13 protein-coding genes are annotated in these 19594 nt (G+C 66.3%); 2 read left to right on the top strand and 11 right to left on the bottom strand.

The features are described from left to right. Positions 1 to 408 precede the first annotated feature (408 nt). From AC57BR_RS07275 to AC57BR_RS07265, 3 genes are read right to left on the bottom strand one after another with little or no spacing between them, the layout of a single operon-like run. Positions 409 to 4293 (bottom strand): 1,4-alpha-glucan branching enzyme, encoded by a 3885-nt coding sequence (locus AC57BR_RS07275; RefSeq protein WP_496359104.1) that lies wholly within the window; start codon positions 4291 to 4293, stop codon positions 409 to 411. Between the two features lies 1 nt (position 4294). Further along, entirely contained in the window at positions 4295 to 6091 is a 1797-nt protein-coding gene (treS, locus tag AC57BR_RS07270; protein ID WP_496359103.1) for a maltose alpha-D-glucosyltransferase, read from the bottom strand. 6 nt (positions 6092 to 6097) lie between these two features. Further along, entirely contained in the window at positions 6098 to 8170 is a 2073-nt protein-coding gene (locus AC57BR_RS07265) for an alpha-1,4-glucan--maltose-1-phosphate maltosyltransferase (protein ID WP_496359102.1), read from the bottom strand. A gap of 131 nt (positions 8171 to 8301) precedes the next feature. On the opposite strand from AC57BR_RS07265, the gene glgP reads away from it, so the two are divergent. Next, a complete protein-coding gene (gene glgP / locus AC57BR_RS07260; RefSeq protein WP_496359101.1) occupies positions 8302 to 10920 on the top strand; it encodes an alpha-glucan family phosphorylase in 2619 nt (872 codons plus the stop codon). A 36-nt stretch (positions 10921 to 10956) separates the two neighbouring features. Here the strand turns inward: glgP and AC57BR_RS07255 are convergent, their stop codons facing one another. The 3 genes from AC57BR_RS07255 to glgX are packed head-to-tail and all read right to left on the bottom strand — an operon-like array spanning position 10957 to position 13962. After that, positions 10957 to 11313 carry a barstar family protein gene (locus AC57BR_RS07255; RefSeq protein WP_496359100.1) on the bottom strand — a complete coding sequence of 119 codons (357 nt, stop codon included), beginning with the start codon at positions 11311 to 11313 and terminating at the stop codon, positions 10957 to 10959. 4 nt (positions 11314 to 11317) lie between these two features. Then, positions 11318 to 11812 carry a guanyl-specific ribonuclease gene (locus tag AC57BR_RS07250; protein ID WP_496359099.1) on the bottom strand — a complete coding sequence of 165 codons (495 nt, stop codon included), beginning with the start codon at positions 11810 to 11812 and terminating at the stop codon, positions 11318 to 11320. Positions 11813 to 11829: 17 nt separating this feature from the next. Next, on the bottom strand, positions 11830 to 13962 hold the full coding sequence (gene glgX, locus AC57BR_RS07245; protein ID WP_496359098.1) for a glycogen debranching protein GlgX: 2133 nt from the start codon (positions 13960 to 13962) through the stop codon (positions 11830 to 11832). A gap of 113 nt (positions 13963 to 14075) precedes the next feature. Here glgX and AC57BR_RS07240 point away from each other — a divergent pair, with 113 nt between their 5' ends. Beyond that, positions 14076 to 14885 (top strand): carbon-nitrogen hydrolase family protein, encoded by an 810-nt coding sequence (locus tag AC57BR_RS07240; protein ID WP_496359097.1) that lies wholly within the window; start codon positions 14076 to 14078, stop codon positions 14883 to 14885. 220 nt (positions 14886 to 15105) lie between these two features. On the opposite strand, the gene rlmB is transcribed toward AC57BR_RS07240, so the two are convergent. From rlmB to ispD, 5 genes are all read right to left on the bottom strand, one after another. Then, complete coding sequence (gene rlmB, locus AC57BR_RS07235) at positions 15106 to 16107, bottom strand: 23S rRNA (guanosine(2251)-2'-O)-methyltransferase RlmB (protein ID WP_496359096.1); 1002 nt, start codon at positions 16105 to 16107, stop codon at positions 15106 to 15108. A 91-nt stretch (positions 16108 to 16198) separates the two neighbouring features. Further along, positions 16199 to 17653, bottom strand: coding sequence for a cysteine--tRNA ligase (gene cysS / locus AC57BR_RS07230; protein WP_496359095.1), 1455 nt, complete (start codon positions 17651 to 17653; stop codon positions 16199 to 16201). A gap of 32 nt (positions 17654 to 17685) precedes the next feature. Next, positions 17686 to 18012: a hypothetical protein gene (locus AC57BR_RS07225; RefSeq protein WP_496359094.1), complete on the bottom strand. Its 327-nt coding sequence runs from the start codon at positions 18010 to 18012 to the stop codon at positions 17686 to 17688. Between the two features lie 98 nt (positions 18013 to 18110). Beyond that, positions 18111 to 18596 carry a 2-C-methyl-D-erythritol 2,4-cyclodiphosphate synthase gene (gene ispF, locus AC57BR_RS07220; RefSeq protein WP_496359105.1) on the bottom strand — a complete coding sequence of 162 codons (486 nt, stop codon included), beginning with the start codon at positions 18594 to 18596 and terminating at the stop codon, positions 18111 to 18113. A 50-nt stretch (positions 18597 to 18646) separates the two neighbouring features. After that, positions 18647 to 19429: a 2-C-methyl-D-erythritol 4-phosphate cytidylyltransferase gene (gene ispD, locus AC57BR_RS07215; protein ID WP_496359093.1), complete on the bottom strand. Its 783-nt coding sequence runs from the start codon at positions 19427 to 19429 to the stop codon at positions 18647 to 18649. Between the last annotated feature and the right edge of the window lie 165 nt (positions 19430 to 19594).

Raw genomic sequence — 19594 nt, 5'->3', positions numbered from 1 at the left:
TTCATAAAAAATCGGTATCAACAAACTTGGCACACTATTGAGTTCTCAAACAACAGACACACCCGGCACCACCCAAACCAACGTTCAGGATCGCTCCGGAGCAACTTTTCAAACTTACCCGCTCGCTTCATCCGAGTCAAATCGGCGGTTTCCATCCGGCCCAGCCTGTCGGCTTCCGGATCACCTTGATTGACTCGCTCTGTGGAGCGGCGCGGAAATAAACTCTACCACTACCTTGACGGAATGCCAACTGTGCCAGCGCAACGCCGAGGAGGGCCCGGAATCCCAAGGGATTCCGGGCCCTCCTTCTAGTGCAACAACCGCCCGGGTGAAACAACCGACCGGGTGGCGGCGGCCGGGTCTTAGACCAGCGGTCCGCCAGGACTCACCTCAGCGGCACGCCAAAACTCAGACGATAGGCCGGCCGGGCAAAGCGGATTTCCCCGTCTCACCCTTCGGTTCAGCATCTTTCGGTTCAACAATCCCGGTTTCAACAACCCCGGTCTCAGCAGCCCGGGCCTCACCGGACCGGGTGCCAGCAGCCGTCGGCCCGGCAAAGATGGATTCAGCCTCTGTGGCTTTGGCCCTGGCCGCCGCCGCCGTGGTGATCACGTTGGCATCGGCCGGCCGGAAGTACGCGGCGCCCAGCGGCGGCAGCGTAACCGTGAGGGTTGCCGGCTGGCCGTCGATTCCTTCGTCCTCCGCGGTCAGTGTGCCGCCGTTGAGGACGCCCGATCCGCCGTAGTCCGCGGAGTCGGTGTTCAGCACCTCGGTCCACGCTCCGGTGGACGGCACGCCCAGGGCGTATTCCTTGTGCGGCCCGCCGGAGAAGTTGACGGCGCAGACCAGCGGGTTGCCCTCGGTGTCCCAGCGGACAAAGGTCAGGACGTTGCGGTCGGCGTCGGCTCCGTTAATCCACTGGAATCCGCCGGGTTCGTTGTCCCGGGAGTAGAGGGCCGGCGTCGACCTGTAGAGCTCGTTCAGTTCCTTGAGCAGCAGCTGGACGCCGCGGTGCGCCGGGATGTCTGCGAGCCACCAGTCGAGCCCGTGCTGTTCGGACCACTCGGCTTCCTGGCCGAATTCGGTGCCCATGAAGATCAGCTGCTTGCCCGGGTGCGCCCACTGGTAGCCGAGGAAGGCGCGGAGGTTGGCCAGCTGCTGCCAGCGGTCGCCGGGCATCTTGCGGAGCATCGAGCCCTTGCCGTGGACAACCTCATCGTGGCTGATGGGCAGCAGGAAGTTCTCGGTGAAGGCGTAGACCATGGAGAACGTGACCGTGCCGTGGTGCCATTTGCGGTTGACCGGGTCTTCGGAGGCGTACTTGAGCGAGTCGTGCATCCAGCCCATGTTCCACTTGAGGCCGAAGCCGAGGCCCCCCTGGCTGGTGGGCGCGGTGACGCCTGGGAACGCCGTGGATTCTTCCGCGATCATCACGGCGCCGGGGTGGGTCTTGTACACCGTGGCGTTGGTCTCCTGGAGGAAGGAGATGGCCTCCAGGTTTTCGCGGCCGCCGAAGCGGTTGGGCTGCCACTGGCCGTGCTCCCGCGAGTAGTCCAGGTACAGCATCGACGCGACAGCGTCCACGCGGAGGCCGTCGATGTGGAACTCATCGAGCCAGTACAGCGCGTTGGCCACGAGGAAGTTCCGGACTTCGGTGCGGCCGAAGTCGAAGATGAGGGTACCCCAGTCCGGGTGCTCGCCAAGGTTCGGGTCAGCGTGTTCATACAGCGGCTGGCCGTCAAACTGTGCCAGGGCCCAGTTGTCCTTCGGGAAGTGCGCCGGCACCCAGTCCAGGATTACCCCGATGCCAGCCTGGTGGAGGGAGTCCACCAGGAAGCGGAACTCATCGGGATGCCCGAAGCGGGACGTGGGTGCGTAGTAGGAGGTGACCTGGTAGCCCCAGGAGCCGCCGAAGGGGTGCTCGGCCACGGGCATGAACTCGACGTGGCTGAAGCCGAGCCACTTCACGTATTCGACGAGCTCCTTGGCGAGCTCGCGGTAGCTAAGGCCCAGCCGCCAGGATCCGAGGTGGACCTCGTAGACGCTCATGGGCGAGTTGTGCGGATCCCTGGCTGCACGTTCGTTCATCCAGTCCGCGTCCTGGAACTGGTAGTGGGACTCGACAACCCGCGAAGCGGTGAGCGGGGGCACCTCGGTGCCGAAGGCCAGCGGGTCGGCCTTCTCCACCCAGTAGCCGCCCTTAGTCTTGATCTCGTACTTGTAGCAGGCACCGGCCGGGACACCCGGAATGAACAGTTCCCAGACGCCCGAGGACCCGAGGGACCGCAGCGAGTTTTCCCGCCCGTCCCAGGCGTTGAAATCACCCTTGACCCGGACCGCTTCGGCGTTGGGGGCCCACACGGCAAAGGACACGCCGTCAATGTCGCCCATCGAGGACTTGTAGTGCTGCACGTGGGCGCCCAGCACGGTCCAAAGCTTCTCGTGGCGTCCTTCGCCGATCAGGTGCAGGTCCACTTCACCCACAGTGGGAAGGTAGCGGTACGGATCGTCCACGATCACCGGCTCGGCGCCCTCGTACGTCACCTCAAGGCGATAGTCCGGCACGTGGCCGTGCTGCAAGGGCTCCAGCACCGCCACCCAGACGCCTTCGGCCTCGTGGGTCATGGGCACGGTTCCGGCTTGGGTCACCACGTTGACCACCTCCGCAAGGTGCTTCACGGTGCGGATGGTCACGTGACCGTAGTTGTCCAGATGGGCACCAAGCACCGAGTGCGGGGCGTGGTGTTCACCGGCCGCGACGCGTGAAAGCGTGTGCGCGTCCACGTGCAACGGTGCGTGGGGACTGTCGGTATGTGCAGAGCCTGTCATCTTATTACCTTCCGCTGCTGCTCCGGCCGGTTCGCCGGAGCTTTTAGTGCTGAGGAGCCGCCTTGCCGCATTCACCGGAATGGCAAGCCAGCCCGGTCGGTTGCGCAGCTCGTACACGACTTCGTAGAGCGCCTTGTCCAGCCACAATGCCACAAAGAGCGGCGAATTACGGTCCACCGTTCCGGGGGTTACTTCCGCGTAGCCTGCCAGGAAGGCCTCGGTGCAGTCGTCCACCCAGGATTCCGGGACTCGGACGCCCGGCTGTTCGCGTTCTGCGGCGCCCGCCGCGTAGTCAAAGGAGCGAAGCATGCCCGTCACGTCCCGGAGCGGATCGTCGGGGAAGTTGCGCTCGGAGATTGGCCGGAGCGGCTCCCCCTCGAAGTCGAGGATGGCCCACCGGTCATGGCCGGCCTCGGCCCCGGGAACCTGGAGTATCTGGCCGAGGTGGAGGTCCCCGTGGATGCGCTGGAGGGCGCCGGCCGGGGTGCCTTCGAGCCTGCTGAGCAGGCTTTCCAGCCCTTCTTCGTAAGGTCCGACGGCGGGTCCCGCTTCCGCCCACGTCTGACGCACGCGCTGTGCTACTCCGGGGGCAATATCCCCGCCCGGTACCGCTTCGGCCGAAACACCCAGTGTTTCCGCGAGCCTGCGGTGGACAGTGGCCGTCGCATGGCCAAGGGCATGCGCCTCGGCCGTGAAGTCCACTCCCCTGGCCGCCGCGTCAACTGCGAGCCGCCAAGCATCCCGGCCACCGGCCAGGAATTCGTGGGCCACTGCCAGTTCGCCGCGGGCAGGGCCGCCCGCGGCGGACCCACCCTGGGGACGCAGTCCCTGCGGGTACCACTCACCGGTGACCCAGCCCAGCGTGGCAGGGACCTCCGATGTGCGGGCCGCGGACAGCGCGGCGCCAACCTCCACCTCCGGGTTTCGCCCGGCTGAAAGCACACGGAAGAACTTCACGATTGCCGCGGAGTCGCCGTCGTCCACTATCACCGACGTGTTGGACTGTTCCCCGGACAGGACCCGAACCGTCCCGGAGGCCTGCGGCAGCGGCTGGCCTGCCCCGGAAAGGTGGCCGCTGGCCGTACCGGCGGCTTCCTCCGTTCGGATCAGATCCAGCCATGCGGCAATGAAGGCGGGGTCGTGGACGGCGTCGTAGACCCAGCGGTGCCCCAGTTCGGCGTCGTCGCTTTCACCGATCAGGGCCCGTTCGGCCCCCGGCAGGGGCTGGCTGCGGTAGCTGAGCGGGATCTGGACAACGTCGGTGCGGGAGGCGCCGTCGGCCGTTTTGGACTCGACGGAAGCGAGGAACACCTCCAGGCCGGCCTGGCCGGTGGCGTCATCCAGGACCAGGCCGCCCACCGGCGCCAGGGTGAAGTCCGGAGACTTCACCGGGAACCACCTCTGGGCCGGCAGCCAGTCGCGGAGCAGTTGTTCGAGTGTGGGTGTCAGTGTGGTTTGTGTCATCTCATCCCTCAATCGACAGTATCGGCATCGCCTGGGTAAAGGGTGAAGCTGGGTTGGAAGCCGTAGACCGCAGGCGCAGCCAAAAGAAGTCGTGGCTGCCCAGCGTCAGCGTCAGCTGCCCGTCGTCGCTGACGCCGGGGAACGGCTGGCCTCCGAAGACGTCCCGCAGGCCCCGGCCGGAAAAGTCCGGAAGCCTCAGCGTGGAGGACACCGGATGCTGGGAAAGGTTGAAGACGCACAGGATGGATTCGGCCGGTTCGCCCGCTGCGTTGCCCTCCGGCAGTTCGCGGAGGTAGGCCAGCACCACCTCGTGGTCGGCCTCCACATGCCTGAACGCCCCGAGCCCGAACGCCGGGTGGTTTTTCCGCACGCTGAGAATCTGCCGGGTCCAGCGCAGCAGCGATCCGGAATGTGCGGCCTCGGCCTCCACGTTCGCCATGGCGTAGTTGTAGACCAGCGACTGGATCACGGGGAGGTACAGCTTGCCGGGATCGGCGTTGGAGAACCCGGCGTTGCGGTCGGGGTTCCACTGCATGGGGGTGCGGACGGCGTCACGGTCCTCGAGCCAGATGTTGTCGCCCATCCCGATCTCGTCCCCGTAATACAGGAACGGGCTGCCCGGCAGGGACAGCAGCAGGGCGTTGATGAGCTCGATTTCCGCCCTGGAGTTGTCCAGCAGCGGCGCCAGCCGGCGCCGGATCCCGATGTTGGCCCGCATGCGGGGGTCCGGCGCGTACCAGCCGAGCATGGCGGCCCGCTCATCGGCAGTGACCATTTCCAGCGTCAGCTCGTCGTGGTTGCGAAGGAACGTCCCCCACTGCGCACCTTCCGGGATGTCCGGGGTGTCGTGCATGGTCTCGATGATCGGTGCGGCCTTCTGGTCACGCAGCGCGTAGTAAAGCCGGGGCATGATCGGGAAGTGGAAGGCCATGTGGCATTCCGGTTCCTCCTCCGTGCCGAAGTACTCCACCACCTCGTTGGGGGGCTGGTTGGCCTCGGCGATGATGACCCGGCCGGGATAGCTCTCGTCCACCATCTTCCGCAGCCTGCGGAGGAACTCGTGCGTTGCCGGGAGGTTTTCGCAGTTGGTCCCCTCCTCCTCGTACAGGTACGGGATGGCATCCGCCCTGAACCCGTCGATCCCCTGGTCCAGCCAGAACCGCACGACGTCGAACACGGCGTCGATGACCTTCGGGTTCTCGAAGTTCAGGTCCGGCTGGTGGCTGAAGAACCGGTGCCAGAAGAACTGCCGCCGGATGGGGTCGAAGGTCCAGTTCGATTCCTCCGTGTCCACGAAGATGATGCGCGCGTCCTGGTATTTCTCGTCCGTGTCACTCCACACGTAGAAGTCGCCGAAGGGTCCGTCGGGGTCCTTCCTGGACTCCTGGAACCAGGGGTGCTGGTCTGACGTGTGGTTCAGCGGGAGGTCGATGATGACCCGGACGCCGCGGGCATGTGCCTCGGCCACCAGCCGCTTGAAGTCGCTGATGGTGCCGAACTCGTCCAGGACGGAGTTGTAGTCCGAGATGTCATACCCGCCGTCCCGGAGGGGTGACTGGAAGAACGGCGGCAGCCACAGGCAGTCCACGCCCAGCCACTGCAGGTAGTCCAGCTTGTCGATCAGCCCGTGGAAGTCGCCCGAGCCGTCGCCGTTGGCGTCCGCAAAGCCCCGGACCAGCACTTCATAGAACACCGCTTTCCGGTACCACAGCGGATCATGCTGCAAACCCGGCGCATTAAGCTCGAACGTGCTCTTGGGGGTGAAATGCTGGAAGGGACTCTGCGGACTGAAACTCACTGGCGGCTACCTCCGGATGCTCAGGATATGTACAGGTTCAACATGCGCGTCCAGCCTCACGTAGTTGTACTCCCCCCATTCCCACGACTCACCGGAGATCAGGTCATCGACCCAGAAGCCGCCGTTGGGGGTGAGATCGGCCGGGTCGAGCCCCAGCGCGGACAGGTCCAGCGACACCATGCCTTCCCTCGCACTGTGCGGGTCCACGTTGGCCACCACGATGATGGTGTCCCTTGTGCCGTCAGGGAGGGTCTTGTGCTTGGAGTAAACCACCGTGGCGTCGTCCGTGCACTGGTGCAGGGTGAGGTTCTGCAGGTCCCCCAGCGCCGGGTGGGCCTTGCGGATTTCATTGAGCCGGGTCAGGTACGGAGCCAGGGTCCGGCCGGAGGCGGAGGCAGCGTCCCAGTCCCGGGCCTTGTACTCGAACTTCTCGTTGTCGATGTACTCCTCGGCGCCGGGCCGGGCCACGTGCTCGTACAGTTCGTAGCCGGCGTATACGCCCCACAGCGGGCTCGCGGTTGCGGCCAGGGCCGCCCGGATCTTGAACGCGGCCGGCCCGCCGTACTGCAGGTACTCGGTGAGGATGTCCGGCGTGTTGACGAAGAAGTTGGGCCGGAAGAAGGCAGCCGACTCGTGGCTGACGTGGTGGAAGTACTCCTCCAGCTCCTTCTTGGTGTTGCGCCACGTGAAGTAGGTGTAGGACTGCTGGAAGCCGGCCCTGCCCAGCGCGTGCATCATGGCGGGGCGGGTGAAGGCCTCGGCCAGGAAGACGACGTCGGGGTCCTCCTTGTTCACCTTGGCGATGAGCCACTCCCAGAACCACACCGGCTTGGTGTGCGGGTTGTCCACCCGGAAGATCTTCACGCCGTGGCTGACCCACAGCTGGACGATCCGCAGGATTTCCTTGGACAGGCCCTCGGGGTCGTTGTCGAAGTTGAGCGGGTAGATGTCCTGGTACTTCTTCGGCGGGTTCTCGGCGTACGCGATGCTGCCGTCCACGCGGGTGGTGAACCATTCCGGGTGCTCGGTGACCCAGGGGTGGTCCGGAGCGGCCTGGAGTGCCAGGTCGAGGGCCACTTCGAGGTTGAGTTCGTTCGCCCGCGCGACGAAGGCGTCGAAGTCCTCGAAGGTTCCGAGGTCGGGGTGGATGGCGTCGTGCCCGCCTTCCTTGGCGCCGATGGCCCACGGCGAACCGGGATCGTTCGGGCCGGCGATCAGCGTGTTGTTGGGGCCCTTGCGGTGCTGGATACCGATCGGGTGGATCGGCGGCATGTAGATGACGTCAAAGCCCATGCCGGCCACGGCGTCCAGCCGGTTGGCGGCGGTCCGGAAATTGCCGGACGTCCAGGCACCCGTGCCGGGGTCGCGCACCGCGCCCTCGGAGCGCGGGAAAAACTCGTACCAGGAGCCGCGGCCAGCGCGGTCCCGCTCAACCAGCAGGGGGAACGGTTCGGAGACGGTGACGAGCTCACGGATCGGCTCGCGCTCAACCACGCCGGCGACGTCCGGGCTGAATCCGGCGGCCAGCCGGTCCTCGGGCGACAGGGAGGTGTCCGCGAGGATGGTGGCTGCGGAGCGCAGCGTCTGGCGGTCCGCATCGTTCCGGGCGGGTTCCTCTGCGGCCTGGGACAGCAGGGCGGCTCCCTCCGCAAGCATCAGCTCGACGTCGATGCCCGCGTCCACCTTGACCTCGGCGTTGTGGTGCCAGGTGCCGTAGCGGTCGTGCCACGCCTCGATGACGAAGGACCAGTTTCCTGTGGATTCAGGGGTGAGCAGGCCTTCCCAGAGGTCGGTTCCCTTGCCGCGGTCGCCGGACGGCGGCTGGAGCCGGGCCCGCTGGCGTTCGTTGCCCTTCGGGTCAAGGAGGACCGCACTGACGCCCAACTGGTCGTGGCCCTCCCGGAAGGACCTGGCGCTGACCACGATTCCTTCGCCGGGCAGCGCCTTGGCCGGGAACTTCCCCCCTTCGACAACAGGCTGAACGTCCGTGATAGGGAAACGGCCAAACCGAAGGCCTTCCGTGATCGAAACTTTCGGCGTTTGCTTTGCTGGGGCACTGGTTCGCGTGTTTGTCGTCACAGGCTCGACGTTAGCGAGAAATGGGGCGGATTGCTAAGCCTGCGAACTTAATTAATGAAGCGATTCGTCATTTACCGGAAAGTAATCAAAAGCGGTTCCTGCCGTTCACCTAGTCGGTTAGTGTGGCGCAGGTGAAGGCAATCCGCAGATTTACAGTCCGTACCGTTCTTCCCGAGCCGATCCGGCCGCTGGCCCGGCTGGCGACAAACCTCCGCTGGTCCTGGCACCGGCCCACCCGGGAACTGTTCGAAAGCCTGAACCCGCGCGTCTGGGCCCAATGCGGCAATGACCCGGTCAGCTTCCTGGGCCTGGTGGGCCGCGAAGACATGCACCGGCTCGCGACCGACCAGGACGTGGTTGCCAGGGTGCAGGCTGCAGCGGCGGACCTGGACCGGTACCTCACCGAACCCCGCTGGTACCAGGGGCTGGGCAGCGACGCCCCCGCCTCCATTGCCTACTTCTCCCCCGAATTCGGCATCACCGAAGTCCTGCCGCAGTATTCGGGCGGCCTCGGCATCCTCGCCGGCGACCACCTGAAGGCCGCCTCCGACCTCGGCGTGCCGCTGATCGGCGTTGGCCTGCTCTACCAGGCCGGCTACTTCAAGCAGTCCCTCTCCCGGGACGCCTGGCAGCAGGAGACCTACCCGGTCATCGATCCCGACGGCCTGCCCCTCACGCTGCTGCGGGAACCGGCCGCGGACGGCAACGGTAAGCCACTGGAAATATCCCTGCCGCTGCCCAACGGGCGGCACCTTGCGGCACACATCTGGCGTGCCGACGTCGGACGTGTCCCCCTCCTGCTGCTGGACTCCAACGTCCCCGGAAACGACGACGCCGCCCGGAGCATCACGGACCGCCTGTACGGCGGCGGCGGGGACCACCGGCTGCAGCAGGAACTGCTGCTGGGCATGGGCGGGGTCAAGGCGCTGCGCGCCTACCAGAAGCTCACCGGTACGCCCGCACCCGAGGTGTTCCACACGAATGAGGGCCACGCCGGCTTCCTCGGCGTCGAACGGATCCAGGAGCTGATGGCAGGCGAGCATGCTCTCACCTTCGACGAGGCCCTCGCAGCCGGACGCTCGTCCACCGTGTTTACCACCCACACGCCTGTTCCGGCCGGCATCGACCGTTTCGAAGCAGCGCAGATCCAGCATTTCTTCGAAGCCGGGCTGGCGCCGGACGTTCCCACCTCGCGCATCCTTGACCTGGGCCGGGAGAACTTCCACGAGGGCAATCCCTTCGTTTTCAACATGGCCGTGATGGGCCTGCGCCTCGCACAGCGGGCCAACGGTGTTGCCAAGCTCCACGGCGAAGTCTCGCGGGGCATGTTCTCGGCGCTGTGGCCGGGGTTCGACCACTCAGAGGTGCCCATCACCTCCGTGACCAATGGCGTGCACGTCCCCACCTGGGTGGACCCCCGCATCTCGAAGCTCGCCCGGGAGCGGTTCGGGGCCGAAGCCGAGGTGCTGGGCCGCTGGGACCTCGCCTACAACGTCTCCGACGCCGAGGTCTGGGCGCTCCGGCGCGAGATGCGCGTTTCGCTCGTTGAGGACGTGCGGCGCCGGTTGCGGGCCGCGTGGAAGAAGCGCGGTGCTGCAGATGCCGAGCTGGCCTGGACCGATTCCGTGCTGGACCCGGACGTCCTGACCATCGGCTTCGCCAGGCGCGTGCCCACCTACAAGCGGCTGACCCTCATGCTGCGGGACCCGGAGCGCCTGAAGGCCCTGCTGCTGCACAAGGAACACCCCATCCAGCTGGTCATTGCGGGCAAGTCCCACCCGGCGGACGACGCCGGCAAGAAGATGATCCAGGACCTGGTCCGCTTCACCGACGATCCCGCGGTCCGGCACCGCATCGTGTTCCTGCCGAACTACGACATCGCCATGGCCCGCACGCTGTTCCCCGGCTGCGACGTCTGGCTGAACAACCCGCTGCGGCCGCTCGAGGCCTGCGGCACCTCAGGCATGAAGGCCGCGATCAACGGTTCCCTGAACCTCTCCGTCCTGGATGGCTGGTGGGATGAGATGTACGACGGCGAAAACGGCTGGGCGATCCCCACCGCCAACAACGGCGCGTCCGCCGACGAGCGGGACGACATCGAGGCCGCGGCGCTGTATGAACTGCTCGAGACCCAGGTGGCGCCCCGCTTCTACGGCAACACCGTCTCCGAAGCGGCCGGTGCCGCCGGGCCGTCCGAGTCCGGCCACGAGAAGATCCCCACGCACTGGGTCTCCATGATCAAGCACACGCTGGCGCATCTCGGCCCGGCGGTCTCGGCCGAGCGGATGCTGCAGGACTACGTCAACGTCCTGTACCGGCCCGCCGCGGTTTCGGGACGCGAGGCGGTCGCAGGTTCCTATGCCCAGGCCAAGGCACTGGCGGCGTGGGTCGCCAAGGTCCGCGCGGCCTGGCCGCAGCTGCACGTGGAGCACGTGGACTCGCTGGGCGTCTCCGAGGACCCGCAGATCGGCGACACCCTCCAGGTCCACGCCTACGTGGGACTGCACAACCTGTCTCCGCAGGACGTGGCAGTGGAGGTGGCGTACGGGCAGGCAGCCGAGAGCGACGAACTGGCCAACGTGACGATGGTGGAACTGGAGGCCAAGGAGGAGCTCGGCAACGGCCGCTACCTCTTCGCCGGGTCCATCGTGATCGACCGCTCCGGGTCCTTCGGCTACACCGTGAGGGTGCTCCCCAAGCACGAGGCCCTCGCATCCAAGGCCGAGCTGGGACTGATCGTCAACGCGTAGTCCCCACCGTCTCCCTAGCGGCGCAAGCTCGGCCGGCTAGAGCAGCACTGCGATGACTGCGAGGTCCTTGCCGGCGTAGGCCTCGGCGTCCTGGAGGATCTCGCAGATGATGCCGAAGGAGCGGTCGCCGCGGAAGGCTGCGGGAACCTCCCAGATCACGGTCAGGGGCTCCGCGCCGTCGTCGGAAATGGCGTCCGCGAAGTCGTGCAGTGAGTCGTTGAGCGCGTCCAGGTTCACGCCGAAGTGCTCGGGAAAGTCCAGTGCCTCGCCGAAAGCTGCGAGCACAGCCTTCCTGGAGTCGGCGGCCGGCACCAGCAGGCAGCGGCGGCCGGCGTCCGCAACCTGGTCGCGGAGTTCCTCGAGGGTCCAGGTGTCGCCGGAGTAGAACTTCATGGTGCTATTTGCCTTCTGCTATGAAGTTGAACGATTCGTAGTGGTCCGGTGTGTAGTACTTGTCGCCGGCCTGTCCTGCCACGATCCTGCGGGCTCCGCGGTCCGACTCGCCCGGGGTGGGAACCGTGTACTCCTTGTAGTACCCGCTGGCCTTGCGGGGCAGGATGCGTTCGAAGTTACCGAATGTCACGCCGTCACGGGAGTACGGGTAAGGGCCGCCCTGCCGGATCAGCGCAAGGGTCCGCCGGCCTTCGGCCGGCAGCCGGGACTCCCGGATGGCGGGGAGGCCGGACATGTTCGGCACTCCGGTGGCCTTGCCGTCCGACGACGACGGCGCGGCGGCGGGTGCCGACGTCGTAAAGGGGGGTGCCGACGTCGTCGTTCCCTGCGGCCCCAAGGCGGGCGGTGTGCCGCCCGGTGAGATGAAAAGGTTGAAGACCGCAAGGGCAGCCACGGCAAGCCCCAGCAGCAGCGTTCCGACAGTCCAACGCCTGCGCATGCCTGATTCCCCGTCGTCTATGTGCGGTAGATGTTGATGGTGTAGGCCTGCACGTCGTCAGGCTCGCCGGACGCGACGAGGGTGCCCTGGCGCCGGTCGTGCAGCTCGGACGTGGTGAGGCGCAGATCGAACAGCCGCTTGCCGGTGCCGTCGTCGTTGGTGACCTGCGGAAGGGTGACCTCAATGTCCTCGGGGCCGCCATTGACCACGATGAGCCCGGCCACGTGCCCGTCGTCGGAGCCGAGAAGCAGCTGAACCACCCGGTTCCCGTTATCGTTCCACCGGTCCATGGACATGGGCTGCCCGCTCCGGTCGTACCAGTACAGATAGGAGCGGGCGTCGCGGACGGGGTAGTCGTGCGGCTGCACAGCCAGGAATTCCCGCCGGATCCGGATGACACGCTTAGTGCTGCGGAGCATGGCGTGGGATTCCGGAGTGCTGGTCCAGTCGATCCACGTGAGCGGGTTGTCCTGGCAGTATGCGTTGTTGTTGCCCTGCTGGGTGCGGCCGAGCTCGTCGCCCGCCGTGATCATGGGGACGCCGAGGGAAATCATGAGCGAGGCCATGAGGTTGCGCTTGCTCTGCGCGCGGCGCGTCAGAATGCCCTCGTCCTCGGTGCGCCCTTCGAAGCCGTGGTTGTAGCTGCGGTTGTCGCCGTGCCCGTCCCGGTTCTGTTCCCCGTTCGCCTCATTGTGTTTGCGGTCGTAGGACACGAGGTCCGTCATCGTGAAGCCGTCGTGGGCGGTGATGAAGTTCAGCGAGGCCAGCCTGGAGCGGCCCGACGGTTCGAACAGGCTTGCCGAACCGGACAGGGCGTCGGCCAGCCGGGCCACCGACCCGCCATGGCCGCCGTTGTCGATAGCGGCACGGTCGGCCAGCCAGAAGGAGCGAACGGCGTCGCGGTAGTGATCGTTCCAATCGACCCAGCCGCCGGGAAAACGACCTGTCTGCCAGCCGCCGTAGCCCACGTCCCACGGTTCAGCGATCAGCTTGACGCGGGACAGCGAGGGATCGGCGGCGACCGCCACAAGGAAGGGGTGGTGGGGATCGAAATCGTTGGCTGCGTTCCGGCAGAGCGTGACGGCCAGGTCGAAGCGGAAGCCATCGATATGGAACTCGTCCACCCAGTACCGCAGCGAGTCCAGCACCATCTGGACGACGCGGGGCTCGCCGAAGTTAAGCGTGTTGCCGCAGCCCGTAGTGTCGACGTATTTTCCGTGGCCGTCGGTGCGGTAGTACTTCTGCTCGCCCAGCCCCCGAAAGCTTAGGGTGGTCCCGTCCGGCCCGCCTTCGGCCGTGTGGTTGTAGACGACGTCGAGGATGACTTCGATGCCGGCTGCATGCAGCAGCTTGACCATTCCCTTGAGTTCATCCTGGACAGCCTGCGGTCCGGCTTCCTGGGCGGACTTGGTGGCGTACCCGGGGTGCGGGGCGAAGAACGCCGCCGTGTTGTAGCCCCAATAGTTGGTGAGGCCGAGGTTCTGGAGGTGGGGCTCGTCCAGATGGAAATGCACCGGGAGCAACTGCAGGGCGGTGATGCCAAGACCTGTGAGGTGTTCGATCATCGCTGGGTGGGCCATGCCGGCGTACGTGCCGCGCAGCGCCTCGGGGATGTCCGGATGAAGCATGCTCTGTCCGCGGACGTGTGCCTCATAGACGATGGTGTTACGCCATGGAGTATTTGGCTTCTCGTCCGCGGCCCAGTCGAAGTCGGACGACATCCTGACGCTGGTCAGGAATCCGTGGCGTTCGTCGACGGCCCGGCCGTAAGGGTCCAGCAATAGCGGTTGCCCGCTGCCGCCGTCGTCGTCAAAATCAACCGTGGGAACCGCGAGCGGCAGTACCTCGTCGCCCTTGGTGGCGGCTTCGCCGCTGGGAGCAGCGAGGAAGCCGTACCGGGATCCCACTGGAAAACCGTCCACCACCCCCTGGTGGACACCGTTTTTGAGGCTGGACAGGGTCTGCAGCCGCCAGCTTTGGCCGGGCGCCTGATAGGCCACCTCGAGCATCGCGATGCCGGGAGCATACACGGCGACGTTTGCGCGGCTGCCGGATGTGCCCCCCGGACCTTGGCGCGCGTCGCTGACCCCGAGGGGAAAGGCCTGGGAGTCATCCACCGTCAAGGCTGTATCTAAAAGGGGCATTACCATCAATTAAAGCTTAGCTGTCACAGCCAAATGGCCGATCTTCTGCCGCATGTTACGCGTACGGCACTGTGGCGGCGCTGCTGAACGCTGTCAAGAAGCACCGACTGGAGGTTTTCGTGAAGATTGCATTGGCCCAGATCATCACCGGAAGGGATGTGGCCGGGAACCTCACCGTGGTCGAAGAATATGCCCGCCGCGCCAAGGACGGCGGCGCAGAGATCGTGGTTTTCCCCGAGGCCACCATGCGCGCTTTCGGCAATTCGCTGCTGGATATCGCCGAGCCTTTGGACGGCCCTTGGGCCAGCCGCGTCCGCTCGATTGCCGGCGAGTTGGGGATCGTGATTGTTGCCGGAATGTTCACGCCGGGTTCACCGCTCTCCGATGGGCAGACGAAAGTCCGCAACACGCTGCTGGTGACCGGGCCGGGCGTGGACGCCAGCTACGACAAGGTGCACCTGTTCGACGCCTTCGGATTCCTGGAGTCCGACACCGTGGACGCCGGGACAGGACCGGTAACGTTCGACGTCGGCGGCCTCACCTTTGGCCTGGCCACCTGCTACGACATCCGGTTCCCGGCGCTGTTCACTGCCAACGCCGAGCGCGGAGCGGTCGCCAACATCGTCTGCGCCTCCTGGGGTTCCGGCCCCGGCAAAGTGGACCAGTGGCAGCTCCTGGCCCGCGCCCGTGCCGTGGACACCACCACCTACGTCATCGCCTGCGGCCAGGGCGACCCGGCCACCCAGGGCATCGAACCCCGCGGCGCAGCGCCCACGGGCGTCGGACACAGCGCGGTCGTCTCGCCTTTCGGCGAGGTGCTCCAGGAGCTCGACGGCGCCCCCGGCCTCCTGTTCGCCGACCTGGACCCCGATCTGGTCAAGGAAGCCCGCACGAAGCTCCCCGTCCTGGTTAACCGCCGGGAATTCTAGGCGGCGAAAACGCTTCCTCACCTCTCGTCGCCTAATCCGGAACGCTCCTGCAGATCCTGCACGAAAACCGCCAACGCTTCCGCACGTAGGTGCGGAAGCGTTGGCGGTATCCCTGCGATACGTGAGGAAGGGTTTGCCGTTTCCCTACGAAAGGTGAGGAAGGGTTTGCCGTTTCCCCGCGAAAGGTGAGGAAGGGTTTCGGGGTCCCGGCAGGGTGGGCTTACTTGGCGGAGCGCTGGCGGGAGACCTCGTAGAGCGAGATGCCGACGGCCATGGAAGCGTTCAGGGATTCCATGGCGGAGTCGATCGGGATGGAGACGATCTGGTCGCAGTTCTCCCGGACGAGGCGGCTGAGGCCCTTGCCTTCGGAACCGACCACGATGCAAACGGGTTCGGTGGCGACGGTGAGGTCCGGCAGCGAGACGTCGCCGTCGCCGTCGAGCCCCAGCACGAAAACGCCCATGTCCTTGAACTGCTTGATGGCGTTGTTCAGGTTGGAGGCGCGGGCCACTGGAACGCGGACGGCCGCGCCGGCGCTGGTCTTCCACGCGGCGGCCGTGACGCCAACGGAGCGGCGTTCGGGGACGATGACGCCGTGCCCGCTGAATGCCGAGACTGAGCGGATGATCGCGCCGAGGTTGCGGGGGTCGGTGATGCCGTCGAGGGCAACGAAGAGCGGCGCATTCGCGATGTGCCCCTTCTTCCAGCCTTCAACCGTCTCTTCGGCCAGGTCGTAGGCGTCCTGGTACTCGTACGGCGGGATCTGCAGCACGAGCCCCTGGTGCACGGCGTCGTCGGTCATCCGGTCCAGCTCGGGCTTGCCGGTTTCCAGCAGCGGGATGCCCCGTTCGGCGGCGATCTTCAGCGATTCCTTGACGCGGTCGTCCATCTCGATGCGGATGGCTACGTGCAGCGCCTTGGCCGGAATGCCGGCGCGGAGCGCTTCAACGACGGAGTTGCGGCCGGTGACCACTTCTTCGGTGGCGCGCCCCTTCGGGCCCGACCGGGCACCGGCACTGCGGGTGGCGCCAGCACCACCGGGTCGCTTGGCGGCGGAGCGCTCCGCGAGCTGCTTGTTCTTGTGCGCCTTGTGGTACGGGCGGTCCTCGGCCTTGGGGGTTGGCCCCTTGCCTTCGAGAGCCTTGCGGCCGTGGCCACCGGTTCCGGTGGTTGGCCCCTTCTTGAGCTTGCGGACTGCGCCCGGGCGACCTTTGTTGGCCATGAATTCCACCCTTGGTTGTATTGAGTAAGTCTGGACTCCAGTCTACTGACTGGCCTCAAATCGTTGACCGGGCGGATGCTGGGCTGCCGAGCTAGCTGCGCTGCAGGCTCCACGTGGCGCCGTCGGCGTTGTCCTCCACCAGGATGCCGGCCGCCGCGAGGGTATCCCGGATGGCGTCCGAGGCAGCCCAGTCTTTCCTTGAGCGGGCTTCGGCGCGGGCAGCGAGCTGCGCTTCAATCAGCGTGCCGAGGGCATCGGTGGCCTGGTCGTCCACGGCGGGCTGCGCGGCCGCGCTGATGCCCAGGACCCTGAGCATGTCGGTGACGCTGTCCAGCGCCTGCCGCGTAGCTCCGAGGTCACCCTCGGTGAGCGCTGAATTTCCGGCGCGGACAGTGTCGTGCAGCACCGCGAGGGCCTGCGGCACATTGAGGTCATCATCCATCGCAGCGGCGAACGCCTCCGGAACGGTGCCGTGGCTGCCAAGCAGCAGGGCACCGTCGGAGGACAGCGCCCGCACAGCGCGGGCCACGAAGCCGTCGATGCGTTCGACGGCGGCAGCGGCCTCCTGCAGCGACGTTGGCTGGTAGTCCAGCACCGAGCGGTACTGTGCCTGGCCCAGGTAGTACCGGACGACCCGCGGTGGCGCGAGCTCCAGCATCTCCGCCGGGCTGACCGTGTTGCCGACGGACTTCGACATTTTTTCGCCCTGGTACGTGACCATGCCGTTGTGCATCCAGAAGTTTGCGAAGCCGTGGCCCGCCGCCTGGGACTGGGCCATCTCGTTTTCGTGGTGCGGGAAGCGCAGGTCGAGGCCGCCGCCGTGGATGTCGAATTCGGTGCCGAGGTATTTAGTGACCATCGCCGAGCATTCGAGGTGCCAGCCCGGGCGGCCGGCGCCCCACGGCGAAACCCAGCTCGCCGTCGTCGGCTCCCCTTCTTTATGGCCCTTCCAGAGGGCAAAGTCACGAGGGTCCTTTTTGCCGCGCGGGTCGGCGTCGGCGGCACCCTGCATGTCATCGATCTTCTGGCGCGTCAGTGCGCCGTATTTGTTCCAGGAGCGCACGTCGAAGTAGACGTCCCCCGAGCCATCGGGGGCAGGGTACGCGTGGCCGCGGTCGATCAGCAGCTGGATGAGCGCGTGCATCTCCGGGATGTGGCCCGTGGCCCGCGGCTCGTAGGTGGGCCGGGACACGCCAAGGGTGTCGTAGGCCTTGAGGAACTCCTGCTCATACCGGTAGGCCAGCGCCCACCATTCCTCCTCCGGCACGGAGCCGGGCTCCTGCTCGAAATCCGGGTGGAAGGAGGCCTCTGACTTGGCGAGGATCTTGTCATCGATGTCCGTGACGTTGCGGACCACCGTGACGCGGAAGCCGCGGTACTCAAGCCAGCGGGTGAGCTGGTCGAAGGCGATGGCCGAGCGGATGTGCCCCACGTGCGGCATGCCCTGCACCGTGGCACCGCAGTAATACAGGCTTACCTTGCCCGGTACCAGGGGAACGAAGTCACGGACTTCGGCGGATGCAGTGTCGTAAAAGCGCAGGGTCACCGCTCCAGATTAGCCGATGCCAATGTCCCCGCTTACTTGCAGACCTCGCCGATCCTGTTGTTCTGCTTGGCGAGTTCCGTCGTCTGCTCTGCACTCTTGTTTCCCAGCGACGTGCCGGCCACCTGCTTCATGATGTCGGCCATCTTCTGGATGGGGTCGGCGACGTCCTGGGCCACCTTGTCGGCGACCTCCTGGTAGTGCTTGGCGATCTGGTCGGCCTGCTGCTGCTGGTTGCCCGTGGGCTTGAACGTGTCGCCCTGCAGGAACTTGCAGCTCTCCTCGACGCTCATGCGGGGGCTGCCGGCACAGCCGGCCAGAAGCATCCCTGCGATCACGACGGCGGGAAGCAACTTTTTCACGGCGGGTCTCCTGGGATTGCGGTACTTGGGCTTATTCCAGCCTAGGCGATTCGGCTGTGGGAGCGGGCAGCCCCCGGCGGCCGGTTCCGTCGGGGCGGCTACGCCGCCGGGTAAACCAGGGCCGTAGCCACAGCGGAAATGCCTTCGCCGCGGCCGGTGAAGCCCAGGCCGTCGCTGGTGGTGGCGGTGACGCTGACCGGGGCGCCTGCGGCCTCGGTGAGGACCCGCTGGGACTCTTCCCTGCGGGGGCAGAACTTGGGACGGTTGCCCACGAACTGCACGGCGATGTTGCCTATTTCGAAGCCCGCTGCCCTGACGATCCGGGCAGCTTCGGCCAGCAGAGTGACTCCGGAGGCGCCGGCGAATTCGGGACGGTCCGTGCCGAAGTGGGTGCCCAGGTCGCCGATCCCGCAGGCGGAGAACAATGCGTCCGCCGCCGCGTGTGCCACGGGATCGCCGTCGGAATGGCCGGCGAGGCCCCGCTCCCCCTCCCAGAAAAGCCCGCCCAGCCAAAGGGGCTGCGGATCGCTGTCCGGGGCAAAGGCGTGCACGTCGATGCCGATGCCTGTCCGTGGCAGGAGCATTGGGGTCCGCGAAGCGTTGTCTGTCATGGCACCTTCCGTCATGTGGTTGATCAGCCCTCCACCCAGCGGGCGCCGAGGGGTCCTTCCAGCAGGCCTTCGGCGATGATGAGGTCCAGCGGCGTGGTGATTTTCAGGGACTGGCTGGCCCCGCGGACCGCATGCACCGGCACGCCGAGAAGCTCCACCAGCATGGCGTCGTCGGTAACCGCGGCTGCCTGGCGCTCATCGAAGCCTGAGGCTGCCTCGTGCGCCTGCCGCAGAACGGAGAGCTTGAAGCCCTGCGGGGTCTGGACCGCCCGGAGCTGCTCCCGCGGGGCGGTTCCCGTGACCAGTTCAGGTGCGATGTCCGTGGCCGGCCCTTCGGTGGCGGCGACCGTTTTGACCGTGTCCACCACCGGAATTACCGGAATCACTGCATCGGCGCCGGCAGCCAGCGCTTGGGCCACGCGGTGGAAGACCGGCTCCGGCGTCAGGGCACGGGCTGCGTCATGGACCAGGACCGCTTCGGTGCCCTCCTCCACGGCGGCCAGAGCGGAACGGACTGAATCCGCCCTGGAGGCCCCGCCGTCGACCATGGTCAGGAGCGGGCCTCCGTCCACCAGCTCCACGCGGAAGTCCTCGCAGAGCCGGCGAAGCTCCTCTTCCCCTGCCGGAAGCGCGATGCACACCTGGCTGGCAATGCCTGCCGCGACGATCCCGCGAAGGGCATGCATGAGGATGGGTTCACCGCCCAGCGGCACGGCGGCCTTCGGCATGCCATACCCCAGACGCTGCCCGGAACCGGCGGCGACGAGGATCACGGCGGTCACAGGGCGCTTGGGTGCAGTGTTCATGCGCTCTAGCCTACGTCCCTGCCCACTTCCCCTCCATCTCCCAACTAATACGAAAGTAGGAGGGGGTTAGGCTGCGGTGACGGGGGTGATGGTGACTTCGTAGCCGAGGCTGTTGAGTTGTTTGATGGCGTTGTTCTTTGCTCTGGAGGGGCTGATCCGGGTGAA

This window comes from Arthrobacter sp. BGA-UO-ETr-C19 (genome assembly GCF_059568005.1).
This window is presented reverse-complemented; position numbering and strand designations above follow the sequence as displayed.

What these genes read in the sequence shown, in the direction of transcription:
- AC57BR_RS07275 (WP_496359104.1), bottom strand. Translation starts at nt 4,293, where the DNA reads ATGACACAAACCACACTGACACCCACACTCGAACAACTGCTCCGCGAC.
- AC57BR_RS07255 (WP_496359100.1), bottom strand. Translation starts at nt 11,313, where the DNA reads ATGAAGTTCTACTCCGGCGACACCTGGACCCTCGAGGAACTCCGCGAC.
- AC57BR_RS07250 (WP_496359099.1), bottom strand. Translation starts at nt 11,812, where the DNA reads ATGCGCAGGCGTTGGACTGTCGGAACGCTGCTGCTGGGGCTTGCCGTG.
- glgX (WP_496359098.1), bottom strand. Translation starts at nt 13,962, where the DNA reads ATGGTAATGCCCCTTTTAGATACAGCCTTGACGGTGGATGACTCCCAG.
- rlmB (WP_496359096.1), bottom strand. Translation starts at nt 16,107, where the DNA reads ATGGCCAACAAAGGTCGCCCGGGCGCAGTCCGCAAGCTCAAGAAGGGG.
- ispF (WP_496359105.1), bottom strand. Translation starts at nt 18,596, where the DNA reads ATGCTCCTGCCACGGACAGGCATCGGCATCGACGTGCACGCCTTTGCC.
- ispD (WP_496359093.1), bottom strand. Translation starts at nt 19,429, where the DNA reads ATGAACACTGCACCCAAGCGCCCTGTGACCGCCGTGATCCTCGTCGCC.